This is a genomic window from Microbacterium sp. RU1D (genome assembly GCF_900156435.1).
Classification (GTDB): domain Bacteria; phylum Actinomycetota; class Actinomycetes; order Actinomycetales; family Microbacteriaceae; genus Microbacterium.
Genome location: NZ_FTPQ01000001.1, coordinates 1,405,648 through 1,431,864, shown reverse-complemented (window position 1 = coordinate 1,431,864; position 26,217 = coordinate 1,405,648). Strand labels below are relative to the sequence as shown.

Genomic DNA, 26,217 nt, shown 5'->3' with positions numbered 1-26,217 from the left:
CGGCCCCGCCGAGGCCCCCTCGCCTGAGACGAAAGACCTCTTCGTGACGTACACCTTGCAGAACGCCGTGCTCCCGCTCGACCGCGATCCCGACCTTCTCCCCCTGTACGTCGACCCCGAGACGTGGTCGACGATCGACGAAGAACCGGTGCGGGTCACCAACGTCGCGCAGCTGGGCAACATCCTCGACCGTACGCGCGCACGCATCGTCGCGGGTCGGCGCGTGTCGTTCGGCACCTACTTCAACGCCTTCCCGGCGTCCTACTGGCAGCACTGGACCGCGGTCCGCCAGGTGCGCCTTACCGTGCGCACCTCGGGAGACGCCACGATCCTCGTCTACCGCTCCAACGGAGGCGGGACGAAGCAGCGCGTGGACACACGCGAGGTCCGCGGCGAGGCCACCGAGTCCTCGTTCGACCTCGTGCTCGACCAGTACAGCGACGGCGGATGGATCTGGTTCGACGTCGCCGCCGACCGGGCCGACGCGATGTTCGAGGGCGCCGAGTGGACCACCGAGCAGGAACCGGTGCGCGCGGGCAAGGCGAGCATCGGCATCACCACCTACAACAAGCCCGACTACTGCGTCGAGACGCTCACCGCCCTCGCCGACGCCCCGGGCGCGCTCGAGGTGATCGACCGGGTCTTCCTGATCGATCAGGGCACCGACCTCGTCGCCGACCAGGACGGCTTCGGCGAGGTCGCGGGGCGCCTCGGCGACACGCTGAACGTCGTGCGTCAACCGAACCTCGGCGGCTCCGGCGGCTTCGCCCGCGCCATGATCGAGACCCTGGCGCGCGAGGGCAGCGACTTCGTGCAGCTCCTCGACGACGACGTGCGCATCGAGCCCGAATCCATCCGCCGCTCGGTCGTCTTCGGCCGCTACGCCTCCGTGCCGACCATCGTGGGCGCGCACATGTTCGACCTGCTCGACCGCCCGAAGCTGCACGCGTGGGCCGAGGTCGTCGACGACGCCCCGTTCATGTGGCGCGCGCTCTTCCAGGAGCGCCTCCCCCACGACTTCAGCGTCGCCAATCTCCGCCAGACCCCGCTGCTGCACATGCGCCTCGACGCCGACTACAACGGGTGGTGGATGTGCCTGATCCCCACCAGCATCCTGCGCGAGATCGGCCTTTCGCTACCCGCGTTCATCAAGTGGGACGACGCCGAGTTCTGCGTCCGGGCACGGGATGCCGGTTATCCCACCGTCTCCGTTCCGGGCGTGGCGCTCTGGCACGTGTCGTGGCTCGGCAAGGACGACTCGATCGACTGGCAGGCCTACTTCCACGCCCGCAACCGCATCGTGGCAGCGCTCCTGCACTCGCGCTCCCCGCGGGGCGGGTCCCTCATCCGCCACAGTCGACGCGTCGACCTCAAGCACCTCATGATGATGCAGTACTACCCCGTGGAGCTGCGCCATCGCGCGCTGCGCGACGTCCTCTCCGGTCCCGACCACATGCGGGCGAACCTCGCGACGGCGATGCCCGCGGCCCGCGCCGTCGCGAAGAAGCATCCCGAGACGGTCATCCACAAGGACTCCGGTGTGCCCCTGCGCTCGCGTCGCGGACGACAGGTGTACAAGCGGCTGAAGAGCCACCAGTTCGACAGCCCGACCGGCATCGCCCTGCGCACCTTCACGGCCCGCACCCTCCTCTCGCACTGGTTCCACACCCCGCGCCCCGAGAACGTCGCGCAGCCCGAGGTCGAATTCGGCAAGGGCGATGCCAATTGGTGGCGCGTGCCGCTGTACGACAGCGCCCTCGTGAGCGCCGCCGACGGATCGGGCAAGAACATCTACACCCGCGACCGTGCGATGTTCCGCCGCATGCTCGTCGACAGCTGGCGCCTGCACCGTCGTCTGCAGCGCGAGTGGCCCTCCCTCTCGCGCCGATACCGCCGCGCCCTGCCGGACCTCGTCTCCGAGGCGCAGTGGTCCGCCACCTTCGAGGAGCGTTCCTGACCGTGGCAGCCTTCGACCCGACGACCGCGACCATCGTCGTCGTCACCTACAACCGCACGCCCCTGCTCACGCGGCTGCTCGAGAGCATCGAGCAGATGGACCCCGCGCCCGGCCACCTCGTCATCGTCGACAACGCCTCGACCGACGACACCACCGCGGTCGTGGAATCGTTCCGCGACCGTCTGCCGACGACCCTGGTCTACCGGCGTCTCGAGACGAACACGGGCGGATCGGGCGGGTTCAGCGAGGGTATGCGCGTGGCGTACGACCTCGGATCCGAGTGGATCTGGCTCATGGACGACGACGTCGAGGTCGTCTCCGACGGCCTGGCGCGCATGGGTCGCTGGGCGCCGCGGTTCCGCAGCATCCAGGGTCGTCGCTACGACTCCGACGGCAGCGAGTTCTACTGGCAGTACCGCGTGGCCGAGGCGATGGCGATCCCCATCCCCTTCGCGCCGGCCGGCTTCGACTCCTCGGGCTACAAGCCGATGAACTCGGGATGCTTCGAGGGCATGTTCATCCATCGCGACATCGTCGCGAAGATCGGCCTCCCCGATCCCCGCTTCTTCATCTACTGGGACGACCAGCTCTACGGGTGGCTCGCCTCCCGGCAGACGCCGTCGGTGATCGTGAACGAGTTCGTACTGCGTCGCACCCGCGAGATCAAGCAGTGGGACATGGGCATCCGGCACATGAACGCCTCCAGCGACGCCTACCGGTACTTCATCATGCGCAACCGCGCGTACCTCGCGAAGTACTACCGCGAGCTGGGGGTGTACCGACCGCTGCCGTTCACCACCGGCACCGCGCTCACCTTCGCCAAGGAGCTCATCCGCCTCGTCGTGGTCGAGCGCAAGCTGCGCGGCACGAGCCACCTCTTCCGGGGGCTCCGCGACGGGCGGGCAATCGCGCGCGACACCTCGTGGAAGCCGATGCCCCCGCTCGAGCAGGCGCAGCCCGCCGCGTGAGCGGAGCAGATCACCGCGTGGAGTAGTCGGCGTTGTAGCGGTCGAGGACCTCGGCGATCGGGGCGTCGAGCTTCAGGGCGCCCCCGTCGAGGTAGAGCCCGCGGGTGCAGAAACGGCGCAGGTCCTTCTCGTTGTGGCTGACGAAGAAGAGCGTGCGGCCCGCGGCGAGAAGCTCGTCGATGCGGCGATAGCACTTCTCGCGGAACGCGCGGTCGCCCACGGCGAGCACCTCGTCGACGAGCAGGATCGGCTCGTCCAGCTGCGACACCACCGAGAAGGCGAGGCGCACCTTCATGCCGTTGGAGAGGTGCTTGTAGGGGGTGTCGACGAAGTCGCCGATCTCGGCGAAAGCGATCATCTCGTCGAACCGACGCGCGACCTCGGCGCGCGGCATCCCGTGCAGTCCCGCCGTGAGGCGGACGTTCTCGCGCACCGTGAGGTCGCCGACGAAGCCCCCCGTGATCTCGATGAGCGGAGCGACGCCGCCGTCGACCACGACCCCGCCCTCGTCGGGGAGGAGCACGCCGGCGACGAGCTTCAGCAGCGTCGACTTGCCCTGGCCGTTGCGGCCGACGACCCCGATGGACTCCCCCGGCTGAACGCGGAACGACACGTCGCGCAGCGCCCAGAATTCGTCGGGACGCGAGCGTCGCGCGGATCCCGCGAACAGGTCCTTGAGGCTGCGGCTGCCCCGACGGTTGCGCCGGAAGCGCACGCCCAGCCCGTCGACCTCGATGGCGGGTCGCGTCATCACAGCTCCTTCAGCACGGGACGCTCGAGCCGCGGGAACACGATCAGACCGACGGTCAGGATGCCGAGGCTCACCGCCGCGCCCACGACGACGGTCAGAGGGTCCCACTGGTCGGGGAAGAAGCCCACGCGGTAGAGGGTGAAGATGCCGGCGAGCGGGTTGAACGCCGCGATGTCGGCGAAGGCGCCGGGGAGGTTGCCGACTCCGTAGATGATCGGCGAAGCGTAGAACAGCGCGCGCAGCACGAGCCGCGTGGTGCGCTCGAGGTCGCCGAACATCACGCAGAGGGGAGCGACGATCAGCCCGAGTCCGATCAGCAGGGTCGACTGCAGCAGCACGGCGAGGGGGAACGCGAGCAGCGCCCACGACACCTGAGCCCCGCCGAAGACGGCGAACAGGGCCAGCACCGGCAGCGCGAACAGGAACTCGATGCCCTTGCTGAGCACGATCCGATTCACCCAGATCCACCGCGGGATCGCGGTCGAGCGCACGAGACGGGCGTCCTTCTTGAACGCTTTGGTGAAGTCCGTCACGGCGGAGTTGAACCACACCCACGGCAGCAGCGCCGTGATGAGGAACACGATGTACGGGTCCTCCCCCACCGAGCGGTGGAAGACCTGGGTGAACACGAACCAGTAGATGCCGGTCATCACCAGCGGGTCCAGGACCGACCACAGGTAACCCAGCGCACTCGTGGAGTACCGCACGCGCAGGTCGCGCGCCGACAGCAGCCACAGCGAGTGGAGCGAGCGCCGCACCGATCCGGGGGCGCCGACGGCGGCGGTAGTCACCTCGAAATCCTATGCGGCCGCATCATCCGAGGCTGGACGGAAGCTGCTCGGCGAGCGACGGGCCGAGGGTGCGGGCGTAGGTACGGCTCAGGTGATTGTCGTCCCGGTACACGACCACGTTGCCGACCACGCCGACGCACAGGTCGTCCGGGCAGATCCACGGCGTCAGATCGAGCAGGTCCACACCCGGACGTTCGAGCACGGCAGCCGGATTCTCATCGGCCAGCGAGGCGGCGCGCGGGGTGGCGCACTCGAGCGGGTCGTCGGCGGCGATGACGCAGCCGTACATGTCGAAGGCGAACCGGGGATTGTCGCGCACCGCCAGAACCGGGATGCCGGCATCGCCCATGCGGTCGAGGAACACCTCGATGCCGGGGCGCAGCACTTCGTCATCCTCCCCCGCGTCGGAGCGGGTGACCACGGTCAGCACGGCGTCCGGCACGACCCGTTCGACGAGATCGATCGCCTCCTCGCGCCACGCGTCGCAGCGCTCGTCCATTCCGGGCTCGGCGAGCCCCATCGAGCAGCCACCCTTGATGAGACTGACGACCCCCCAGCCGTTCTCCTCCGCCACGGGCAGAAGCGCCCCGGTGAGCTGCTGCGCGTGCGAGTCGCCGATGACCGCGATCGTGAATCCGGCGCGGGCCGTCCGCGACGTCTCGAAGCACGTCCCGAGCAGGATCTCCGTGTCGACGCTCCAGCGACCCGCGCACGGGTTCTCCAGCTGCACCCACTCGTCGTCGAGCAGGGTCGGCAGGGGCAGCAGTTCGGCATCGGCCGGGATCTCGGCCAGCGACGGGTCGCGCAGGACCGCGGCGCCGGGGTTGTCGCGCAGAGCCTGCGCCTCGATCGCACGCTCCTGCGCCCACGTCGACACCTGCCAGGATCCCAGCGGCACAGCCACCACGCTCGCCGCGACGGCGACGACCGCGACCGGCACCAGGGGCGAGCTGTCCGTCCGACGCCACGCCCGCACGGGACGATCCACCGCCCAGGTGAGGGCACGCGCGAGCAGGAGCGACAGGGCGATGATCGCGGCACCGCCCACGAGGCCGACCTCGGTGCGATCGTTGACGACCAGGAAGGTGACCAGGATCGGCCAGTGCACCAGGTACAACGCGTACGCGTCACGTCCCACCGCCTGCAGCGGGCGCGAGGAGAGCAGACGCGCGGGCCCTCGACCGCCGTCGTCACCGGAGCCCGACACGACGATCGCCGCGGCGCACAGGACCGGCCAGAGCGCGAGGAACCCCGGGAAGCCGCCGCGCACGTCGAGGACCGCGCCGAGGATCAGCAGGCCGGCGAGCCCGGCCCATCCGAGGACGGCCCGCGCGAGTGCGCCGACACGGACATGCGGGAGTGCGACCACCAGGAGCGAGCCGGCGGCGAACTCCCACAGACGTGCACCGGTGTCGAAGTACGCCAGTTCCTGCGCCGTCGCCGTTCGCGCGATTGAATAGGCGAACGACACCGCGAAGACGACGCCGAAGACGACGCCCACGACCCGGTCGGGCGACAGGCCGCGCCGACGCACGATGAGCTGGCAGAGGCCCAGCAGCACGACCCAGAGCACGAACGCCTGCCCCTGGACCGACATCGACCAGAAGTGCTGCAGCGGGCTCGGGATCTCGGTGCGGGCGTAGTAGTCCACCGCATCCGCCGCGAGTACCCCGTTCTGGACGTAGGCGAGGGAGGCCCAGGTCTGGTCCCAGAGGGCGCGCCAGGCGGTGGGCGGATAGGCAATCCAGACGAGAGCGAGGACACCCGCCAGCGTCACCGCCGCGGCGGGCAGCAGTCGACGGAAGATGCCGAGCAGGTGCGGAAGCGGTCGCACGGGGTCCGGCCCCGCCATCCGCCGCACGAAGCCGCGGGTGAGGAAGAACGCCGACAGCATCAGGAACACGTCCACGCCGCCCGAGACGCGACCGAACCACACGTGGTACGTGACGACGAGGAGGATGGCGACGGCGCGGAGACCGTCGACGTCCGCCCGATACGCCCATCGCCCCGCGACCGCCCGTCCGTCGACCGACGGGCGGGTCGGCTGACGCAGCGTCAGACGCACGGACCGGTCACGCGAGCTGGTTGTTCCACATCGACAGCGCCGACCCGATCGCCATGTGCATGTCGAGGTACTGGTACGTGCCCAGACGTCCGCCGAAGTGGACGTCGCTCTCGCCCTTGGCGAGCTCGCGATACGCCAGCAGCCCCGAGCGGTCGTCCGCGGTGTTGACGGGGTAGTACGGCTCGTCGGCCCGCGTGGCGAAGCGCGAGTACTCGCGGACGACGACCGTCTTGTCGGTCGGGTAGCGATCCGCGCGCTCCGGGTGGAAGTGCTTGAACTCGTGGATGCGCGTGTACGGCACGTCGGCGTCGGCGTAATTCATCACGCTCGTGCCCTGGAAGTCGCCGATCGGCAGGACTTCCTGCTCGAAATCGAGCGTGCGCCACGACAGCTCGCCCTCGGCATAGTCGAAGTAGCGGTCGACCGGTCCGGTGTAGACCACCGGCACCTGGCCCACGGTCGCCTTCTTGTTGAGCGGCTGCGACTCGTCGAAGTAGTCGGTCGACAGCTTCACCTCGATGTTCGGGTGATCGGCCATCCGCTCCAGCCACGCGGTGTACCCGTCGACGGGGAGACCCTCCCACGTGTCGTTGAAGTAGCGGTTGTCGTAGGTATAGCGCACGGGCAGCCGCGAGATGACCTCGGCCGGCAGGTCCTTCGGATCGGTCTGCCACTGCTTGGCGGTGTAGTCGCGGATGAACGCCTCGTACAGGGGGCGACCGATGAGGGCGATGCCCTTCTCCTCGAGGTTCGCGGCATCCTTCGCGTCGAACTCGCCGGCGAGTTCCTGCACCAGCGCCTTGGCCTGGTCGGGCGTGTACGCCGCCTGGAAGAACTGGTTGATCGTGCCGAGGTTGATCGGCAGCGGGAACACCACACCCTTGTGGGTCGTGTAGACGCGGTGGACGTACGAGGTGAAATCGGTGAAGCGGTTGACGTACTCCCACACCGTCGGGTTGGAGGTGTGGAACAGGTGCGCACCGTACTGGTGCACCTCGATGCCCGTTTCGGGTTCGTTCGCGGAGTAGGCGTTGCCGCCGATGTGATGACGACGATCGATGACCGTCACCTTGCGGCCCGCGGCGGCCGCGCGCTCGGCGATCGTGAGACCGAAGAAGCCGGAGCCGACGATGAGGAGATCCATGGAGAAGCGGGCTTTCGTGTCGGTGGTGGGGCACGGCCCCGCGGAAGACGTCCATCGATACTACCCGCGCCCCCTGCGCCCACCCGCGGCCGCGCTCAGGGGGCGCGCAGTGACCGTCCGATACGATGACGTGTCGAAAAAGCTGCGGACGGGAACGGAATTCGATGGGTGTGTGGATCGGCGTGATTCCGTCGTACGTGACGGTCGCTCTGGTCCTCCTCGTCCCCGGCCTCGCCGTGATCGCCGCGGGATGGGGCGTCCGCAGCCCCCAGCGGCTCCTGCTCGCGCCGGCCGTCTCGACCACGATCGCGGCGGCGGCGGCATCCGTTGCTCCGCTCGTCGGTCTGCGATGGGGGCTGATCCCCCTTGCGATCATGACGGTCGTGGTCACCGCGATCGCCGTGGTGCTGCGCCGCTTCGCCGGGGCCGAGCCCGGTCCGACCGCGCGGCGGACCGCTCTCGTGGTCGGCGCATCCCTCGCCGTCACCGCCGCGGCCACGGCCATCGTCTACGCGCGTGCCTTCGCCTCGCCCGAGAACATCGCGCAGCGCTTCGACAACATCGTCCATCTGAACGCGATCGCCCTCGCCGTCGAGGCGGGAAGCGCCTCGCCGTTCCAGATCGGATCGACCTCCGACATCGGCTTCTATCCGAACGGGTGGCACGCGCTGACCACCCTCGCGGTCGAGCTGACCGGCGCCACGGTCCCGGTCGCGGTGAACGGTTCGAACCTCGCGATCGTCTCGCTGCTGTGGCCCGCCTCGACCATGGCGCTCGCGGGGGCGCTGTTCGCCCAGCGGCGCACGGCCTACGTGGTCTCCGCGGCGCTGTCGATGGGGTTCGGAGCGTTCCCCGCACTGTTCTTCAACTGGGGCGTGCTCTACCCCAACCTCGTCGGCTACGCGATGGTGCCGGCGGGTCTCGCGGTCGTCGTGACCGCGGTGACCGAGCGCGCTCGCCCGCAGCTGACTCGTTCGCTCCTGTTGATCGCGTTGCTGTCGGGCGGCGTCTTCCTCGGGCACCCCAACGCGTTCCTCAGCCTGCTGGCCTTCGCGGCCGTCTACGTCGTCACCGCCCTCGCCCTGAGCGCCGCGCGCGAGCGCACCCGACGCGCGGTCATCGCCCTCGGCGTCGCGATCGTCGGCTTCGGCGCCGCCGGCACAGCGACCTGGGCGGTGTTCCGCACCAACGCCGAACACTCGGGGTGGGTGCCGTGGCAGGAGCTCGCCCAGTCCATCGGCGAGGGACTGCTCGCCTCGCCGCGGGGGTACACCCCCACGGCCGCCATCACCGTGCTCCTGATCGCGGGATTCGTGACGGCGGTCCGTCGCCCCCGCTGGATGCCGGTGGTCACGACCTTCCTCGTGGCCGTGGCGTTGTTCGCGATCTCGTCGGGGCTGCTCATCGACGACCCCCTCCGCCAGGTCCTGACCAACCCCTGGTACAACGACTCGAACCGCCTGGCCGCTCTGCTGCCGCTCGTCGCCATCCCCGTCGCGACCCTCGGCGCCCTCGCCCTGGTCGATCTCGCGCGAGCATGGGCGCGCCCTCGCCGGGTCCCCCGGTGGATCGCCCCCGTCGCCACGGTGATCGCCGTCGCCACGGTCTTCTCGGTGGTCGCCGGCCCCAACGCCCGCATCGCCCTGCGCCAGGTGACCGAGGCCTACGCCTACACCGACAGCTCGATCCTGCTGACCAGTCAGGAGTACGCCCTGTTGGAGCGGCTGGACGACGAGACGCCCGCCGACGCGCTCATCATCGGCAGCCCGCGCACCGGTACCTCCCTGGCCCTCGCCCTGGCCGATCGCGAGGTCACCCAGCGTCATGTGTTCGGCTCCCCCTCCCCCGAACTGCTCTTCCTCAACACCCGGCTGCGCGACATCGACAGCGATCCCGCCGTGTGCCGCATCGTCGACGACCTCGGCATCGACTACGTCCTCGACTTCGGTCGCCAGGACGTGATGGACCCGGCTGGAGCGGTCGACTACGACGGCATCCAGGACCTCACCCCCGGCGCTCATCTTGAGCTGGTCGACGAGCAGGGGCCCGACGCCCGCCTCTTCCGTATCGAGGGATGCTGACATGGCCCGCGCCACGACCGTCGCGGTCGCCTACGACTGCCTGTTCCCGTACTCCACCGGCGGCGGCGAGCGGCAGTACCGCGCCATGGCCGACGAGTTCGGGCGCGCGGGCCTCGACGTGGACTATCTGACCGCCGTGCAGTGGGACGGCCCCGCGCCGGTCGAGGAGCGCTTCCGCATCCGTCCGATCACGGGTCGGCTGCGCCTCTATTCCGCGGGGGGTGTGCGCCGGATCCCGGCGGCGCTCCGCTATGCCGCCGCCCTGTGGCGCACCCTGGTGCGTCGGCGACGCCGGTACGCGGCGGTCATGGTCAGCGGTCTGCCGATCTTCAACGTCTTCGCCGCCCGCGCGGCGCTGCTCGGGTCGGGCACGCGGCTCGTCGTCGACTACCTCGAGGTCTGGCACCGCCGCCAGTGGGTCGAGTACTCCGGCCCCGTCACCGGCACGATCGCCTGGGTGCTCCAGCGCGCCGCGATCGCGATCACGCCGCTTGCGACGTGTCACTCCCAGCTGAGCGCCTCCCGGCTGCGCGCCGAGGGGCTGCGCAGTGCTCCCCTGGTCAGCCCCGGGCTCATCGACGGCGCCGTCGAGGTCGCCGAGCCCGCTCCCGCGAGCGTCCCGCCCTACGCGCTGTACGTCGGCCGCCATATCCCCGACAAACAGGTGGAGGTCATCCCCGCGGCCGTGGCCACCGCGCGTGAACGCATCCCCGACCTGCGGCTGGTGATCCTCGGCACCGGTCCCAGCTCCGACGCGGTCCGGGCGGAGGTTCGCCGAGTGGGCGGCGAGGCGTGGACGGACTTCCCCGGTTTCGTCTCGGATGCCGAACTCGACACCCTGCTGCATGGCGCCCTGTGCCTCGTGCATCCCTCCCGCCGCGAGGGCTACGGTCTCGTCGTCGTCGAGGCCAACGCCCACGGGACGCCGGTCGTCCTGGTGGCCGGCGAGGGCAACGCGGCCACCGAGCTCATCGACGAGGGAATCAACGGCGTCGTCTCCCCTACCACCGGCCCCGACGACCTCGCTCGCGCGATCCTCGCCGTCGCCGACGAGGGCGACGACCTGCGCCGCTCCGCCCGCGCCTGGTACGCAGACGCCGTGGGCACCCGCACCATCCGCCGCACCGTGGAGGGGATCATGTCGGCGCTGTCGCTGCCGACCCCCGCCACGGTGAAGACGAAAGAAGACACCCCGTGACCACTCCCGCATCGACCGACGTCGAGTTGACGATCCTCATGCCGTGCCTCAACGAGGCCGAAACGCTCGAGGTCTGCATCCGCAAGGCGCAGGGCTTTCTCCAGCGCAGCGGCATCCGGGGCGAGGTCCTCATCTCCGACAACGGCAGCACCGACGGTTCGCAGGCCATCGCCGAGCGCCTCGGCGCCCGCGTTTCGCACGCTCCCCGCCGCGGCTACGGGGCGGCGCTCATCAACGGGATCGAGCAGGCGCACGGCACGTACGTCATCATGGCCGACGCCGACGACAGCTACGACTTCGAGAACCTCGAGCCTTTCGTCGAGCGCCTTCGCGCCGGGGCCGACCTCGTCATGGGCAACCGCTTCCGCGGCGGGATCGCACCGGGGGCCATGCCTCCGCTGCACAAGTACCTCGGCAACCCGGTGCTGTCGTTCATCGGCGAGCTGTTCTTCCGTCCGGGCATCCGCGACTTCCACTGCGGGCTGCGCGGGTTCAACCGCGCGCGCATCCGCCGCCTCGACCTGCAGACGACCGGCATGGAGTTCGCCTCCGAGATGGTCGTACGCGCATCCCTCGCGCGCTACCGCATCGAAGAGGTCCCGACGACCCTGAAGAAGGACGGGCGGTCGCGCCCGCCGCACCTGCGCAGCTGGCACGACGGCTGGCGGCACCTGCGGTTCCTGCTGCTGTTCGCCCCCCGCTGGCTGTTCGTCTACCCGGGTCTGGTGGCGTTCTTCCTCGGCGCGATCGCGGTGGCCGTGCTCGCGTTCGGCGGCGTGAACGTGGGCGGGGTCGGCTTCGACGTAACGACGATGGTCTACGCCAGCGCCCTCTGCGTCATCGGATTCCAATCGCTGTTGTTCTTCTGGCTGACCAAGCTGTACGCCACGCAAGAGGGCTTCCTGCCCACCAGCGAGCGATACCGGCGCATCGTCGCCCGATGGTCCGCCGAGCGCGGCCTGCTGATCGGCGTCGGCCTGTTCCTGCTCGGCGTCGTCATCGGCATCGTGCAGGTCATCCTGTGGGGCTCGCTCGACTTCGGACAGCAGAACGCCGCTCAGGCTGTGCGCATCGCGGTTCCCAGCGCCCTGCTGATCATCCTCGGCTTCCAGACCACGATGATGAGTTTCTTCTCCGGTGTGCTCACGACGCCGCGGCGCGAACAGCGCCCCGAAGCCGTCATCGAGAGCTGATGTCCGAACGACGCGTCCTCGTCGACCTGCTGGGTTTCACCGGGTCGCGCGGCGGCACTGAGACCTACGTGCGCGAGCTCGTGCCGCGCCTGGCGGATCGGATGCCGCGCACACGGTTCGCCGCGATCACCGGTCGCGTCGGCGCGGACCGCGTTCGCTCCTTCTTCCCCGGACAGGTGCAGACACTGTCGTGGGTGGGGGCCGACCCGGCGACGTGGGCGCTCGGCGCCGTCGCCGCGACCGATCCGCTCGCCCGGCGCGCGAGGGCCGACCTGGTGTGGGCCCCCGCGAACTTCGGTCCCGTCCTCCGGGGGATCCCGCGGGTCGTCACGGTGCACGATGCGATCTACGACGAGGTGCCCGGCGGGCTCGCCGAGCGCGCGCAGCGCGTGGTGACCTCGACCCTCATGCGGCGCTCGGCGCGCACCGCCGATCACGTGCTGACGGTCTCTCATGCCGCCGCCGCGAGCATCGCGGACCACCTCGGGGTCTCCCCCCACCGCATCCACGTCGTGCACAACGGCAGCGCCGAACCGCGTCCCGTGACCGACCCGGGCGGCATCCTGGCTCTGTTCGAACTGCCCGTCGCCCGCCCCCTGCTTTTGAGCGTCGGCAACCGCATGCCGCACAAGAATTTCCCCGGCCTCCTCGCGGCTCTCGCGGCGCTGCCGGCCGCCGCTCGCCCGGTCGCCGTCATCGCGGGCAGCCGCCTCCCCGACCCCCTCGCCGCCGATGTCGCCCGCCTTGGTCTCGACGACGACGTCGTCCTCCCCGGATGGGTGAGCGACGAGCAGCTGGAGGCACTGTTCCAGGTCGCGGACCTGTACGTCTGCCCCTCCCTCGTCGAGGGTTTCGGCCTTCCCGTCGTCGACGCGCTGCGCCGAGCGGTGCCCGTGCTCGCGAATGACGTCCCGGTGCTGCGCGAGGTGGGCGGCGACGCCGCCCGCTACGCCGATGCGACGGATGCCGCGGCGTTCGGCGCCGCGATCGCCGATGCCCTGCAGCGGCCGACGGATGCCGCCACCCGCACCGCCGCGCAGAGCTGGGCGTCGCGTTTCACGTGGGACGACGCCGCCGACGCGACGGCTGAGGTGCTGGAGCGCGCGTTGTCGGAGCGGCGCCGGTGAAGGTCCTGCTCGCGCGGCTGATCGGCTTCGGTGTCGCGCCGATGATCGTGGCGGTGGTGCCGCTGCTGGTGCTCCCGATCGCGGCGCGCATCCAGGGCGCCGAGGGGTGGGCGGCGATCGGCACCGGCCAGGCCCTCGGGAGCCTCCTGGCCATGATCTCCAGTTACGGCTGGAACGTCGCCGGCGGCGCGCGCATCGCGATGGCCGAGCACGACGATGCTCGTCGCGAGGTGTACGCGCACAGCTTCTGGTCGCGCCTGGCGGTGTTCGTCGTCGGCGGGGCGGTCACAGCGTCCGTCGCCGCCGCCCTGGTGGGCGGGGCTTTCGGTGGGGTCGCCGCACTCGTCGTCCTGGCGACGGGCCTCACCGGCCTGACCATGTCGTGGTACGCCGTCGGCACCGGCCGCGCGCGCATGGTGCTGTGGTACGAAGCGGTGCCGATGGCCGTGTTCACCGCCGCGAGCGCCGCGGTCATGTCGATCACCGGTCAGCTGATCGCTTACCCCCTCATGATGATCGTCGGGGTGCTGACCGGCCTCGCCGCCCTCCACTTGCACCTCTTCGGCCGCATCGTCCCGCCGTTCCACGCCGCGGGCATCGGACGCAGCTTCCGGCAGAACCTCCCCCTCGCCAGCGCCGACGGTCTGGGCGGCAGTTATACCACCGCTCCCGTCCCGATCGCTCAGGGGGTGGTGGGCACTCAAGCCGCGGCGGAGCTGACCTCCGCCGACAAGCTGTACCGTGTCGGTCTGACCGCGATCCTCATCGTCGGCAACACCCTGCAGAAGTGGGTCCTCGAAGCCTCCTGGGAAGCCGGTCGCACCCGTCGGCACCTGGTGGCCCTCGCGTTGCACCTGGTGGTCGGGGTCGTCGGGCTGCTGGTGCTCGTGCTCCTCGGCCCCTGGCTGACGGCGGCGTTCCTCGGCGCCGAGGTCGCCCCTCCGGCATCCATGTTCCCCGCCTACGGGGTGACGTACCTCATCATCTCGCTGACGACGCCCCTCATTCGCAACGTGCTCGTGCCCGCGGGGCGCAATCGCATCGTGCTCACGGCGATCGTCGCGTCAGCCGCTGTCGGGCTTCCGGCCATGTTCGTCCTGGGCGCGTCCCTCGGCGCGACGGCGATCGTCTGGGGCCTGGCCGTCTCGGAGATCGTCGTGCTCACCGTCGTCGGCACCGCCGCCCTCCAGGAGATCCGGCGACAGCGAGCGCGCGCGGCACGCGGCTGATCCCCCGCCCTCCGCGGCCCCGGGACCGACGGGCCCGGGTCGGGCCGCGCTGCTCCCCCGTCTCGACCGAACCGCCGGCGGATACGGGTCCGCCCGCTTCACGACCGCGGCACCGGCGCGGCGGGCTGTGCTGCTCTGATCCGTCGTCACGCCGGTGGCGCCGGAGGCGGGGGCTCGCGGGCCCGTCCGCACTGTTCTCCAGCGCGACGGCGGGCGTCACGCGCGCCGTCCGCCGGTGAGCTTCCACAAGGCGGCGCCGCTCACGTGGACGATCGCCGTACGGGGCGTGACCTCGCCTCTGCGCACCGCGCCGAGCACGGCGCGCAGAGTCGTCATCGCGCGCCGACGTGCGCCGTAGGCGGCGGCGAGCTCTCGCGCGACGTCGGAGTCGAGGCGGGAGCGCAGCGCGTCCGCCATGGCTTCGGCCCACCCGGCGTTCACCGTGTAGATCGAGCGCGCGAGGGCCCGCGGGCCGCCACCCTCGGCGCGCAGCGCGGCCCGGCGACGACGGATGGTCTCACGCCAGCCCAGGCGCGCGGCATCCGCCTCGCCGAGCACATTCGCCCCGTGCTGCACGTAATCCTGCACGACCCGGTCGACGACGTCGGTTCCGGCGGAGGCGGCCGCGCAAACGGCCAGCCAGTGATCGTGCACCTGGGCCGGGCCCGGGTACGCGGGAAACGGCAGGGCGACCCCCAGCAGTTCGCCGCGGAACACGCACAGGGCCCCCGAGAACTGATTCTCGAGCACGAGCGCCGGAGCGCTCACGACCCGCCGATCCGTGGATGCCGAGACCACGGCACCATCGGGATAGGTCACCACGCGCGCCTGCCCGCTGACCAGGCTGACCCCCTCGAGGGCGGCCACGAGAGTGGCGAGCTTGTCGGGCATCCAGTCGTCATCCTGGTCGCTCAGCGCGACCCACGGCACCCCTGTCGGAACGGCGGCCAGTCCGCGCTCGAAGTTGCGGTAGAAGCCCACGCGCTCGTCGAACCCGATGACGCTGAAGCGCCCGTCGTCGCCCACAGCCGCCGTCGTCTGCGCCCGCACGGCGTCTCTGTCGCCGTCGGCGACGATCAGGCACCGGAAGGTCTGAAGCGTCTGCGCTTGGATCGAGCGCAGCTGCCGCGCGAACAACTCCTCGGGCGGCCGATACGCCGCGAGCACGATGTATCCCTCGGCGGCGGGGGGAACGAAGGAGTCTGCGGAGGTCATGGGCGGCGTGGTCGGGATCCGCTCCATGCTACCGGCGCGGCCGCCCGACGGCCGGACGTGCGAATCCCGGATCGCTGGACACGCGCCCCCCTCCGAGGTGGGCGGTGCTCGTCTCCCCGGCCGGCATCGCCCCCCCGGTAAACTGGACGCTCCCCACCGACCGCACCCCTCGCCCCGGTGGCGTCCCGAGGAAAGGCCGGTCCCGCATGGGCGTCGAACCCGAAGTCGACATCGTGATCCCCGTCCACGGCGGGTGGGAGTTCGTGCGCACCTGCGTGCGTGCCGCCCTGGCGCAGACCGTCCCCGTGACCATCACCGTCGTCGACGACCGCTCCCCGGACGACACCGCCGACCGCATCGCCGAGGCCTTCCCCGAGGTCGAGCTCGTGCGCAACGACGTCAACCTCGGGTTCGCCCGCAGCTGCAATGTGGGCATCTCGGCGGGGAGGGCACGCTTGGTCATGCTCGTCAACAGCGACGTCGTCCTCCGACCCGACGCGGCGGCGGCCGCGATCGCCGCGCTGCCGGACTCCACGGCATCCCGCCTCGGCAGCGGAGCGACCCTGCTGCTCGCACCCGACGGCACCGTCGACTCCTACGGCATCGTCGCCGACGTCACCGGCGCCGGATTCGTGCGCTTCCACGGGGCCGCGCTGTCGGCAGCCGACCCCGTCGACCCGCCCGTGCTCGGCCCCTACGGAGCCGTCGCCGTCTACGACCGCGCCGCCTTGGACGAGGTCGGCCTGTTCGACACCAACATCTTCATGTACGGCGAGGAACTCGACCTCGCGTTCCGGCTGCGCGCGGCGGGATGGGACTGCGTCGCGATCGAAGGTCCGCTCGGCACGCACCTCGGTGGCGCGAGCGCGGGCCGGGAGTCGGCTCGCCAACGCCGCCTGTCGGGCTTCGCGCGCGGATACCTTCTGCGCAAGTACGGCGTCCTCCGCTCGCGCTGGGCGCTGCGTGCCCTCGCCGTGGAGATCGTGGTCAGCGGCGCACGACTCGTCCTGCGCCGCGACATGCTGTCGCTGCGGGGACGGTGGGAAGGGTGGCTCCGCGGCGCCGAGGCGCCCCGCACGGCCCTGCCGCTCGACGCGGTCGACGGCACGATCGGCCTGCGCGAATCGATGCGAATGCGCGGCGACCGGTACTGGGCCGAGCGTCCCACCGCGCCGCGATGACGGCATCCGGATGCCGTCTCGGCGAGACCGACGCGGCATCCGGATGCCGTCTCGACGGGACCGACGCCCTGCCTATAGTCGAAGAGTGCTGACCGCCCTCCGCTCGCGCGTGCGCGCCGCGCGCGATCTTCCTCTCCTGCGACCGCTCGTCGCCCGCGCCGACCGGCTGTGGTGGGCGCGGGTCATCCGTCGCGCCGGCGTCGTCGATCTCGAGTACGTGCGTGCACAGGTGGGACGTCCTCTCGGCGAGGCGGCTGCCGTCCGCCGGTACGTGGACGGGGGCTTCCGCGAGGGGCTGCGTCTGTCGCCGCTCTTCGTCGACACGGCGGTCGGCGACCACCTGCCCGAAGCGTGGCGCGTCCCCGCGCTGTACGCCTACCTCGTCGCCGACCCGCGGGGCCTACAGGTGAGTCCACTTTGGGATGCGGTGGCCTACGGTGCCGCCCACCCGGAGGCGTGGGACGCCCCCGGTGGGCCCCTCGGTCACGCCTGGCGTCGTCGTGAGACGCACTCGCTCCCCCTCGGTCCGCGATCGGAGCCCGCGGCGGCATCCTGGCCCGAGTTGTCGCGGGTCATCGTCGAAGCTGCGCGTCGTGCGCGGGTGGGCGGGGAGGTCGACCCGGCACCGGAGGGTGAGCCGCTGGATCGCGAACTGATCCTCGCGATCGGCCCCGAGGAATGGGATTTCGACGAATCGTTCGCCGAGGCGGTGGCCTTCTCGGACGCGCCCGGCCAGGGCGTCGCGATCGCCGTGCTCGACGACCGCGCGGAGGATTGGACGCTGGCGTCGATGCTGGCGGCCGGACGCCCCCGCGTCCGGATCAGTCGCCGTCGCCATGACGACGCGTCCCTCGCGCTCGACGAACTCGTCGCCTCCTCGCGCGCCGAGGTCGTCGTCGTGCGCGGCCCCAATCAAACGCTCACCGCCGTCGACGCCATGCGTCTCGCCGAGCGCGTCGAGCAGCGTCCCCCCGGCACGCTGCTCGGCCCCGTGTGGCGGGACGGCGACGGCACGATCGCCGCAGCGGGAGCGAGCGCCGACGGACGCTTCCTCGCCGGACATCCGATCGAGGACCTCACCGCCCTCGCTCCCACGACCGACCTCCACGTCCCCGCCCTGGCCGGGAGCACGTTCGCCGCCCGCCGCGCGGACGTCAGCGTCGCCGTCCGGGGTCCCGACGCCGCTGCCCGCCTCGGCGGCCCTGCGATCGTCGCCCTGGACATCGAGACGCGCACGCGCTCGCATGCCGCAGCAGCAGATCTCCCCGCGGACCTGCCCGGCGGCGATGATCTGCTCCTCCGCGCGGGCTGGGAGCGGCTCGACGACGGCCCGCTCCCCCGTGTGCGGCGCCCCCAGCGCCTGATCGAACTGCCCGACGGCGGCCGGGTGCCCGCCCTGCGTTGGGCACTGCGAACGGCAGCGCCCGTGGGTCCCCGCGCCGAGGGGTGGGGCGACACCCACTTCGCGCGCGCCCTGGCCGACGCCCTCCGGCGCCTCGGGCAAGAAGTGGTCATCGACTCCTACGCCGCCCGCACCCGCCCCACACGTCATCTCGACGACGTGACCGTGGCCCTGCGAGGCCCCGAACCGATCGAGGCCTGCGCCACCGGCATCTCGCTGTTGTGGGTCATCAGTCATCCCGACCAGGTCGGCCCTCGCGACGTGGCCGGATTCCACGACGTCTTCGCCGCCTCCGCGCCGTGGGCCGAGGCGACCGGCCGCGACCTCGGCGTGCCCATCACCCCCCTGCTGCAGTGCACCGATGCCACACGGTTCCACCCGGCGGGGCGCCCGCGGGGCACCGATATCCTCTTCGTCGGGACGGCGCGCGGCATCCTCCGCCCGTCCGTTGTCGAGCCCATCCGAGCGGGCATCCCCGTCACCGTGATCGGCCCCGACTGGCGCGGGTGGATTCCCGCCGAGCGCATCGCCGCGACAGGGGTGCGCAACGACGAGCTTCCCGCGCTCTACGAGACCGCCGGCGTGGTGCTGAACGACCACTGGCCCGCCATGCAGGAGCGGGGGTTCATCGGCAACCGCCTCTTCGACGTCGTCGCCGCGGGCGGTCGCGCGATCAGCGACCGGGTCGAGGGCATCGACGAGCTCTTCGGCGGCGCCGTCCGCACGTGGGATACCGTCCCCGACCTGCTCGCCCTGCTCAGCGGCGACCTCGACGCCGTGTTCCCCTCGTCGGCAGACCTGGATGCCGTGTCGGCACGCATCCGCGCCGAGCACTCGTTCGACGCCCGCGCACGGACCCTGCTCGAGGCGGCGCTGCGGCACCGCTGACGCGGTCGTCCCGCCGGCCGCACGCGGGGTGGGGTCTTCCCGCAATTAGCGGAAGCGCACCTCGGCGGGGACGGAGCCGAGCGAGTCGGACCGCCCGTGGACGGTGAATTCCGCGCCCTGCATGAGGGCGTGCGAGGTGGACTCGCTGATGCCGTGCAGGTTGGCGTTGATCCAATAGCTGCCGGGGTTGAAGCGGGCGCCGTCGACGTCGACCTCGATCGTCACCGTCTCGCCCGCGCGGAGAGCCGGGACCGAAGCGCCCAGCATGCTCGTGTTGGAGGCGAGGGCGAGCACACCCGACGACGTGTCGATGCTGAACCCGAGGGCCCACTCGTCGAGCTGGCGGAGCCCTCGCACGGCGATCGCGACGCGGAACGACTCGCCGCTTTGGAAGTCGTTCGAGCGGCGCCCGTCGGCGGCGCGGACGTCGACCGAAACGATCTCAGCGGCCCGGGTGATCTGCTCCGGGCGGTTCGAGACCTTTCCGGAACCCTCCTCGAGCAGTTCGCGGAACCGCTCGACGGCCGCATCGGCCAGTCCGTCGAACGCGACGCGGCCCTTGTCCATCAGGATGACGCGGTCGCAGAGTTCCTCGATCTGGTCGAGCGCGTGCGAGACGATGATGATCGTCCGTCCCTGCCGCTGGAATTCCTTGATCTTGTCGAGGCATTTGCGCTGGAACTGCTCGTCGCCGACGGCCAGCACCTCGTCGACGAGCAGGATGTCGGGGTCCGTGTGGACCGCGATCGCGAAGGCGAGGCGAACGAACATGCCCGAGGAGTAGAACTTCACCTGGGTGTCGATGAAGTCGCCGACGCCCGAGAAATCCAGGATGTCGTCGAAGCTCGCCCGCGTCTCTTCGCGACTCAGCCCGAGGACGGAGGCGTTCAGGTAGACGTTCTCGCGACCGGTGAGATCCGGGTGGAAGCCCGCACCGAGCTCGATGAGCGCTGCCACGCGGCCGCGCTGGCGCACATCGCCCGAGGTCGGCTGGATGATGCCGCCGATGACCTTCAGAAGCGTGCTCTTCCCGGACCCGTTGTGCCCGATGAGGCCGATGGTGTTGCCCGCGCGGATGTCGAGGCTCACATCGCTCAGCGCCCAGAAGTTCTGGCGGTGGCGACGCCCGGCACGACCGAGCGTGACGATGCGCTCCTTGATGGAGGTGTCGCGGCGCACGACGAACCGCTTGGACACATCGGTGAGCACCACGACCTCGGGGCGCACCGCAGGGACATTCACGTCGAACGACATATCGATCACAGTTCCTGAGCGAAGTTGCCCTGCAGGCGCACGAAGACCCGGTGGCTCAGGACGAGCAGGACGAGACCGATGAGCAGAGCGACCGCCATGCGCAGCACGAGGTGCGCGGGCCCCTCCAGACCATAGCCTCCGAGCCAGAACGCCCGTTGGAAGCCGAGCACGGCGAGGGTGAGGGGGTTGTTCGTGTAGACCTCGAGCAGGGTGGGGCTGGTGATGATCTGCTTCGCGAGGTGCCAGGCGTAGAGCACGGGCGAGAGCCACATCAACAGCATCGTGACGACCTCGACGAGGTATTGCACGTCGCGCAAGTAGACGTTCACGGCGGCGAAGAACAGTGCGAACGCCAGGCCGTAAACGAGGATCAGCAGGAGCGAGGGGATCGCGTACACGATCTGCCAGTGCAGCGGCGGCTTGCCCGCGATCACGGTCGCCACCAGCAGCACGCCCAACTGGATCATGAAGTTGAACAGGGCGGACCCCGTCGCAGCGAGCGGGAAGATCTCGCGGGGCATGTAGACCTTCTTCACCACCCCGCCGTTGGCGATGATGGATCCCGTCCCACCGACGGCGATCTCCTGGAAGAGGCTCATGGCGGTCAAGCCGGTGAAGATGAAGATCGCGAAGTCCGGGATGCCCCGCGCCGCGCCTAGGAACTGCCCGAGCACCACGAAGTAGATGCCGAGGAGGATGAGCGGGCGGATGAGCGCCCAGACGAAACCGAGGGCCGAGTCCTTGTACCGAGCCTTGATGTCGCGCTTGACGAGGAGGTCGAGCATCTCCCGACGGGCGAAGATGTCCCGGAGGGTCGTCCACAACGACGCGAACCCGAGCCCCGGGGTGACGCCGACCGTACGCATCGGCATCTCCGCGAGCCGAGCGAAGCGCGCGTTATCCCCGGAGGGTGAAGGACTGGGCATGAGGTCCGATTCTAGTGGGCTGTTCCTGCGGGACGTCTGTGCTCAGCGACGGCGCAGCCGCTGACGTGCGCGCCACAGACGACCGCGCATGCCCTCGCTGCGCGCGAACAGCCGATCGATGCGCGCTGCGGAATCGGGGCGGTGCAGGCGCACCCACATGTCGACGAAATCGCGGAAACGGCCCCACCCGATGTAACCCGCGCGACGCAGGAACTCGATCTGATGCTGGGTGTCCTCCGGCATGGTGGCCGACATCTGATCGAGGTTGTAGTCGAAGGCCGTGTAGCTCTTGGCCAGATAGTCGGGCGTCGCGATGGTCATCGAATGGAAGCCCAGCTCCCCCGCCGCGTACACCGGCATGCGTTCGAGGACGTGGGCGAGACCGCCGTCGACGTAGGCTTCCGCTCCCCCGAACTCGTCGTACGTCCACTCTCGTTCCACCAGGAGGCGCAGGGCCTGCGGCCGGGCGAAGAACATCGACCCGAAAGGTGCGAGCGGCGAGACCTCGTCCAGGGGGACCCGGATGCCGAGTTCCCCGCAGAGCTTCTCCACGCCCGGGCGGTTCGCCCACCAGGCGTGGCCCATCGTGGGGTGACCGAGGTGGACGGTCGGCGGAAAGGCGAGCCCGAGGCCGGGCTGCTGCTGGAACAGCGCGACGACATTGGCAGCCTCGTGCGGACCGTGAAGCAGGTTCTCGAACTGATGGCGGCGGAAGTGCCGACCGACGTTCGCCCCGTCCTGCGGCGTCTTCTTCGAGTGGATCTTGACGACGAGGTCGTACTCGTCCGACAGCAGGATGTCGCGGCATCCGATCAGGAACGCGGCCTGATCGCGGCCGTTGTTGGAGGCCACGACCCGCACCTCGGTCCGGCCCGGCAGGTTGCGCGCGGCGATGATGTCCTCGATGGCGCGTGCGCGTTCGGCATCCGGCGTCGTCACGATGAGATCGGTCACGCCGGGCAGGTATCCCGCGCGGTCGAGGATCTCGTCCGTCATCTCGACGTAGAAGATGTGCGCGAAGACCGCCGTCCGCAACGGCGCCGCCGGGTCGTAGTCGTCATCGGTCGGCGAGAGGACGCGCAGGAGCGCGGCGTCCGCGTTCAACACGCGCGGTTCCACGTTGCGCGCGAGGTCGTCGAAGATGAGCCGCACGGGGTAGCCGCTGCGTTCCGCCGCCTCCAGGGTCCACTTGCCGACCACGGCGACGCGGTCGAGGAAGACCGGCCACTGGAAGAACGGCCGGCGCTTCAGAGTCGGGCACCCCGCCTCGATCAGTTGCTCGGCATACAGCACCGCGTGGTTCTCGATCTTGTCGGTCAAGGTCGGGAAGGCGACCTCGCCGGAGAAGCCCTGCTGCGTGAAGTGCTCCGTGAACACGCCCTCGTGCTTGGTCACGGCGTCGGAGTACGACGTCATCTTCGGCAGGTCGCGCCAGTACGCCACCCACTCGGGCGAGAGGAACATCTGTCGACGCACGGCGACCCAGTACGACTGCAGGTGGTAGGGCAGGTAACCCTCCTGAGTGAAGGGGTGCGGCTCCACGCGCAGGTGGTCCGTCATGCCCCAGAAGTGCAGAGGGTGCCCGTTCATGCGCTCGAACAGCGGCGCGAAGGGCCGGATGGGCCCGAACCAGGTGTCGTTGACGAGCAGAAGCTCGTCGAACTCCTCGAGGCGGTCGTGCATCGCGTCGAGGCCGTGCTTGTAGCCCCAGATGTCGTAGCCCTCGTTGGGGCGCTCGAGCACCACGTCCCCCAGCGCCTCCAGGCGCTTCCGTCCCCCAGCCGTCAGCGGGCCGTTGGAGACGACCACGATCGTGTCGCAGAACTCGCGCATGCGCTCGAGTGCGTACACGACGAAATCCCCCACCTCGCCACGCCGGTCGTAGACGACGTAGACGAGGAGGCGCTTGCCGTCGTCGGGGAAGGTGTCGGCCGGTCGCGTCCAATCGCCGATGAGCTCCGCGGTCTTCACGATGACGCCTCTCGTTCTTTCTCACCGCGTTCACTGCGCAAGCGGGATGCCACTCGGCGAGCGGACGACAGCACACGGTGCCCCCGCAGGGCGATCCGGTACACGGGGCGGAACGCGTCGGCCACGCGGGGATGGTTCGTGCGGACGTACATGCGCACCAGGGCCACAGTCCCGCCGTATCCGGTGTAGCCCGCCCTGTGCAGGAACCCGATCTGCTCGACGGGCCATCCGCGCGTCGTGGAGAACATCTGGTCGACCTTGTACTCCAGCGCCGTGTAAGCGATCTCGGCGTGGGCGTGAGTGAGGACCGTGCGGCAGTAGTAGCCGGACTCCCCCGCCGACGCGCTCACGAGCCGCTCCTGCAGGTGGGCGAGGTGACCATATCGACGCTCGCCCTTCCAGCCGTAGTCGCCGAAGGTCCACCGGCGTTGCGTGAGCGCACGGAACGCCGCGGGGCGTCCGACCCACATGCCGCCGTACGGGGCCAGCGGCGACACCGTGTCGAGGGGAACGCGGATTCCGAGCTGTGTCGCCAGGCGCTGCGCGTGCGGTTCGAGCAGTGCCCACCCACGGCCCATCGTCGCGTAGCCCACGTGGATCATCGGCGGGAAAACGATGCCCAGCCGTTCCTCCTTCTCGAAGAGGGAGAGCAGATTGCGCACGTATCCGGGGCTGTCCAGCAGGTTCTCGAACTGGTAGCGACGGAAATACCGCAGCCGGTTCATGGTCTTCCACGGCGCCCGGCGCATGTGGAGCTTGACGATGAGGTCGAACTGGTCGGACTGGATAACGTCTCGGCATCCGACGAAGTAATCGGCCATGTCGCGACCCGGGCTCTGCGGAGTCACGCGCAGTTCATAGGTGTGCGCGTTCGTCGCCGCCCAGGTCTCGAGGAGGCGTTCCAAGCGCGCCGCGGTGACGCCCTCCGTCGTGGTCACGAAGACGGAGGCGCCCGGCGGGAGGAATTGCAGGCGTCGCAGCACCTCGTCGATCTCTTCGAGGTCGCTGACGTGCACCACCGCGGCCAGCTTCAGCGACGACCCCGCCTCGGGATCGACCGCGCGGCCCGGCAGCACCGAGAGCAGTCCGAGGGTGGTGTTGAGCGCCTTCGGCGGGACGCACCTGGCGAGGCTCGAGCGCAGGACGTCGACGGGGAAACCGCCCTCGCCCATTGAGTGCTCGATCTCGCTGCCGATGATCGCGAAGCGATCGAGGAACGGGGGATAGCTCGTGAACACAGCTCGATCGACGAACGGCACGCCCATGTCGAGCAGGTCCACCGGGGCGAACAGTCCCGGATCGTGCGCGTGCAGATGGGCGGTGTCGTATGCGCGCGCGTGCCGGAAGCCCGCGCGCTCGACCTCGCCGGCCAGGGCGCGCTCGCGCTCGCCGGCGGCCACGCCGTTCCCCCACCAGCGGTGCCACACCGAGCTGTCGAGAAGCGGGCGGCGGATCACGGTCAGGAACCACGGTCGATCGCTCACGGCGGGGAACCCCTCGCCCGGAAATGCCTCTCGCGGAGCGGCGGGCGGCAGCACGTCCCAGACGTCGGCCTCGATCGACGACATCCGATCGAAGAGGGCGGCCACGTCTCCGACCGGGCCGAACCACGAGTCGCCGGTCAGCACGATCTCGTCGACCGTCGGAACCCGGTGACGCACGCGGTCGATTGCGACGGTGTAGGCGTCGGAGGAGAACTCCTCGGACTCCGTCTCAACCGTGTCGTCCACGAGCGCCGCGACGCGACCACGAACATCGGATGCCAGAGCGCCGGGGTGCACGAGGACGATCGTCGACGCGACCCGACGCAGGGCCCGGAGTGCGTGGACCGTCGTCTCCTCGACGCGCCCCGCGGCCCGGACCGCGAACACCACGGCACGCTCGACGGAGGCGCCCGCCGCGCGAGCTTCGGTCGGACCGGCGCTCAGGTGCGTCTCGGCGCCCGCCTCAGCGCTCGGCGCCATGCTCGAGGGCGCTGAGGAGGTAGCGGCCGTAACCGCTCTTGACCAGGGGCTCGGCGCGCTCCCGGAGCTCGTCATCGCTGAGGAAGCCCATGCGCCACGCAACCTCTTCAGGGCATCCGATCGACAGACCCTGACGCTTCTCGACGGTGCGGATGAACTCGGTCGCCTCGCTGAGCGAATCGAACGTCCCGGTGTCGAGCCATGCCGTGCCGCGCGGCAGCAGCTCGACCCGCAGTCGGCCCTGCTCGAGGTAGGCGCGGTTGACGTCGGTGATCTCGAGCTCGCCGCGCGGCGAGGGGGTGAGGTTCCGGGCGATCTCGATCACGTCGTTGTCGTAGAAGTACAGACCGGGGACCGCGTAGTTGCTCTTCGGGTGCTCGGGCTTCTCCTCGAGCGAGACCACGCGCCCCGCGGCGTCGAACTCAACGACCCCGTACGCGGTCGGGTCGGCGACCCGGTAGCCGAACACGACGCCACCGTCGAGCTCGCTGTACTGGCGCAGCCGCGTGCCCATGCCCTGCCCGTAAAAGATGTTGTCGCCCAGTACGAGGGCCACCGACTCCGAGCCGATGTGCTCCTCGCCCAGGAGGAAAGCCTGGGCGAGGCCGTCGGGCGAGGGCTGCACCTTGTAGGTGAGCGAGATGCCGAATCGCGAACCGTCGCCCAGCAGGCGCTGGAACTGCTCGGAATCCTGCGGCGTCGTGATGATGAGGATGTCTCGGATGCCGGCGAGGATCAGGGTCGACAGCGGGTAGTAGATCATCGGCTTGTCGTAGACGGGCACGAGCTGCTTCGAGATGCCCTGGGTGATCGGGTGGAGTCGGGAGCCCGTGCCGCCCGCAAGAATGATTCCGCGCATGGAGGTCATTTTCCCCTATGCGGCTGTGCGCGCCAATCCGCCCCGGAAGAGGC

General features: G+C 70.2%; 19 protein-coding genes. 9 read left to right on the top strand and 10 right to left on the bottom strand.

What is annotated here, in order from left to right:
- The first annotated feature begins 43 nt into the window (after positions 1 to 43).
- Positions 44 to 1,957, top strand: coding sequence for a glycosyltransferase (locus B0B15_RS06490; RefSeq protein WP_076674277.1), 1,914 nt, complete (start codon positions 44 to 46; stop codon positions 1,955 to 1,957).
- A 2-nt stretch (positions 1,958 to 1,959) separates the two neighbouring features.
- The gene (locus B0B15_RS06485) at positions 1,960 to 2,925 is read left to right on the top strand and encodes a glycosyltransferase (RefSeq protein WP_083708894.1); all 966 of its coding nucleotides are present in this window, start codon (positions 1,960 to 1,962) and stop codon (positions 2,923 to 2,925) included.
- 10 nt (positions 2,926 to 2,935) lie between these two features.
- Here B0B15_RS06485 and B0B15_RS06480 read toward each other — a convergent pair whose 3' ends face one another.
- Genes B0B15_RS06480 through glf form a run of 4 tightly spaced genes read right to left on the bottom strand, consistent with a single transcriptional unit; the run spans position 2,936 to position 7,676 of the window.
- Entirely contained in the window at positions 2,936 to 3,676 is a 741-nt protein-coding gene (locus B0B15_RS06480; RefSeq protein ID WP_076674274.1) for an ABC transporter ATP-binding protein, read from the bottom strand.
- Complete coding sequence (locus B0B15_RS06475; protein ID WP_076674271.1) at positions 3,676 to 4,467, bottom strand: ABC transporter permease; 792 nt, start codon at positions 4,465 to 4,467, stop codon at positions 3,676 to 3,678. The genes B0B15_RS06480 and B0B15_RS06475 overlap by 1 nt, the downstream gene beginning before the upstream one ends.
- Positions 4,468 to 4,489: 22 nt before the next feature.
- Complete coding sequence (locus B0B15_RS06470; protein ID WP_083708893.1) at positions 4,490 to 6,532, bottom strand: acyltransferase family protein; 2,043 nt, start codon at positions 6,530 to 6,532, stop codon at positions 4,490 to 4,492.
- Positions 6,533 to 6,539: 7 nt separating this feature from the next.
- A complete protein-coding gene (gene glf, locus B0B15_RS06465) occupies positions 6,540 to 7,676 on the bottom strand; it encodes a UDP-galactopyranose mutase (protein ID WP_076674268.1) in 1,137 nt (378 codons plus the stop codon).
- Positions 7,677 to 7,840: 164 nt separating this feature from the next.
- Here glf and B0B15_RS06460 point away from each other — a divergent pair, with 164 nt between their 5' ends.
- The 5 genes from B0B15_RS06460 to B0B15_RS06440 are packed head-to-tail and all read left to right on the top strand — an operon-like array spanning position 7,841 to position 14,504.
- Positions 7,841 to 9,757, top strand: coding sequence for a DUF6541 family protein (locus B0B15_RS06460; RefSeq protein ID WP_076674265.1), 1,917 nt, complete (start codon positions 7,841 to 7,843; stop codon positions 9,755 to 9,757).
- A 1-nt stretch (position 9,758) separates the two neighbouring features.
- Positions 9,759 to 10,955, top strand: a complete 1,197-nt coding sequence (locus tag B0B15_RS06455; RefSeq protein ID WP_076674264.1) for a glycosyltransferase family 4 protein — start codon at positions 9,759 to 9,761, stop codon at positions 10,953 to 10,955.
- Positions 10,952 to 12,148, top strand: a complete 1,197-nt coding sequence (locus B0B15_RS06450) for a glycosyltransferase family 2 protein (RefSeq protein WP_083708892.1) — start codon at positions 10,952 to 10,954, stop codon at positions 12,146 to 12,148. Before B0B15_RS06455 ends, B0B15_RS06450 begins: the two co-directional genes overlap by 4 nt.
- Positions 12,148 to 13,275, top strand: coding sequence for a glycosyltransferase family 4 protein (locus B0B15_RS06445; RefSeq protein WP_076674261.1), 1,128 nt, complete (start codon positions 12,148 to 12,150; stop codon positions 13,273 to 13,275). Before B0B15_RS06450 ends, B0B15_RS06445 begins: the two co-directional genes overlap by 1 nt.
- Positions 13,272 to 14,504: a lipopolysaccharide biosynthesis protein gene (locus tag B0B15_RS06440; protein ID WP_076674258.1), complete on the top strand. Its 1,233-nt coding sequence runs from the start codon at positions 13,272 to 13,274 to the stop codon at positions 14,502 to 14,504. The genes B0B15_RS06445 and B0B15_RS06440 overlap by 4 nt, the downstream gene beginning before the upstream one ends.
- Before the next feature lie 216 nt (positions 14,505 to 14,720).
- Here the strand turns inward: B0B15_RS06440 and B0B15_RS06435 are convergent, their stop codons facing one another.
- Positions 14,721 to 15,719, bottom strand: coding sequence for a glycosyltransferase (locus tag B0B15_RS06435; RefSeq protein ID WP_076674255.1), 999 nt, complete (start codon positions 15,717 to 15,719; stop codon positions 14,721 to 14,723).
- Positions 15,720 to 15,925: 206 nt separating this feature from the next.
- On the opposite strand from B0B15_RS06435, the gene B0B15_RS06430 reads away from it, so the two are divergent.
- Both B0B15_RS06430 and B0B15_RS06425 read left to right on the top strand, forming a co-directional pair.
- Positions 15,926 to 16,900 carry a glycosyltransferase family 2 protein gene (locus tag B0B15_RS06430; protein ID WP_076674252.1) on the top strand — a complete coding sequence of 325 codons (975 nt, stop codon included), beginning with the start codon at positions 15,926 to 15,928 and terminating at the stop codon, positions 16,898 to 16,900.
- Between the two features lie 85 nt (positions 16,901 to 16,985).
- Positions 16,986 to 19,190 carry a glycosyltransferase family protein gene (locus tag B0B15_RS06425; RefSeq protein ID WP_076674249.1) on the top strand — a complete coding sequence of 735 codons (2,205 nt, stop codon included), beginning with the start codon at positions 16,986 to 16,988 and terminating at the stop codon, positions 19,188 to 19,190.
- A gap of 45 nt (positions 19,191 to 19,235) precedes the next feature.
- On the opposite strand, the gene B0B15_RS06420 is transcribed toward B0B15_RS06425, so the two are convergent.
- The 5 genes from B0B15_RS06420 to rfbA all read right to left on the bottom strand — a co-directional run bounded on the left by B0B15_RS06420 (position 19,236) and on the right by rfbA (position 26,164).
- Positions 19,236 to 20,444, bottom strand: coding sequence for an ABC transporter ATP-binding protein (locus B0B15_RS06420; protein ID WP_076675248.1), 1,209 nt, complete (start codon positions 20,442 to 20,444; stop codon positions 19,236 to 19,238).
- Between the two features lie 5 nt (positions 20,445 to 20,449).
- Positions 20,450 to 21,316, bottom strand: coding sequence for an ABC transporter permease (locus B0B15_RS06415; protein ID WP_256714467.1), 867 nt, complete (start codon positions 21,314 to 21,316; stop codon positions 20,450 to 20,452).
- A 96-nt stretch (positions 21,317 to 21,412) separates the two neighbouring features.
- Positions 21,413 to 23,341, bottom strand: coding sequence for a rhamnan synthesis F family protein (locus tag B0B15_RS06410; RefSeq protein WP_076674244.1), 1,929 nt, complete (start codon positions 23,339 to 23,341; stop codon positions 21,413 to 21,415).
- Complete coding sequence (locus B0B15_RS06405; RefSeq protein ID WP_076674242.1) at positions 23,338 to 25,305, bottom strand: rhamnan synthesis F family protein; 1,968 nt, start codon at positions 25,303 to 25,305, stop codon at positions 23,338 to 23,340. Before B0B15_RS06405 ends, B0B15_RS06410 begins: the two co-directional genes overlap by 4 nt.
- Positions 25,289 to 26,164, bottom strand: coding sequence for a glucose-1-phosphate thymidylyltransferase RfbA (gene rfbA / locus B0B15_RS06400; RefSeq protein WP_076675246.1), 876 nt, complete (start codon positions 26,162 to 26,164; stop codon positions 25,289 to 25,291). The genes B0B15_RS06405 and rfbA overlap by 17 nt, the downstream gene beginning before the upstream one ends.
- Positions 26,165 to 26,217 lie beyond the last annotated feature (53 nt).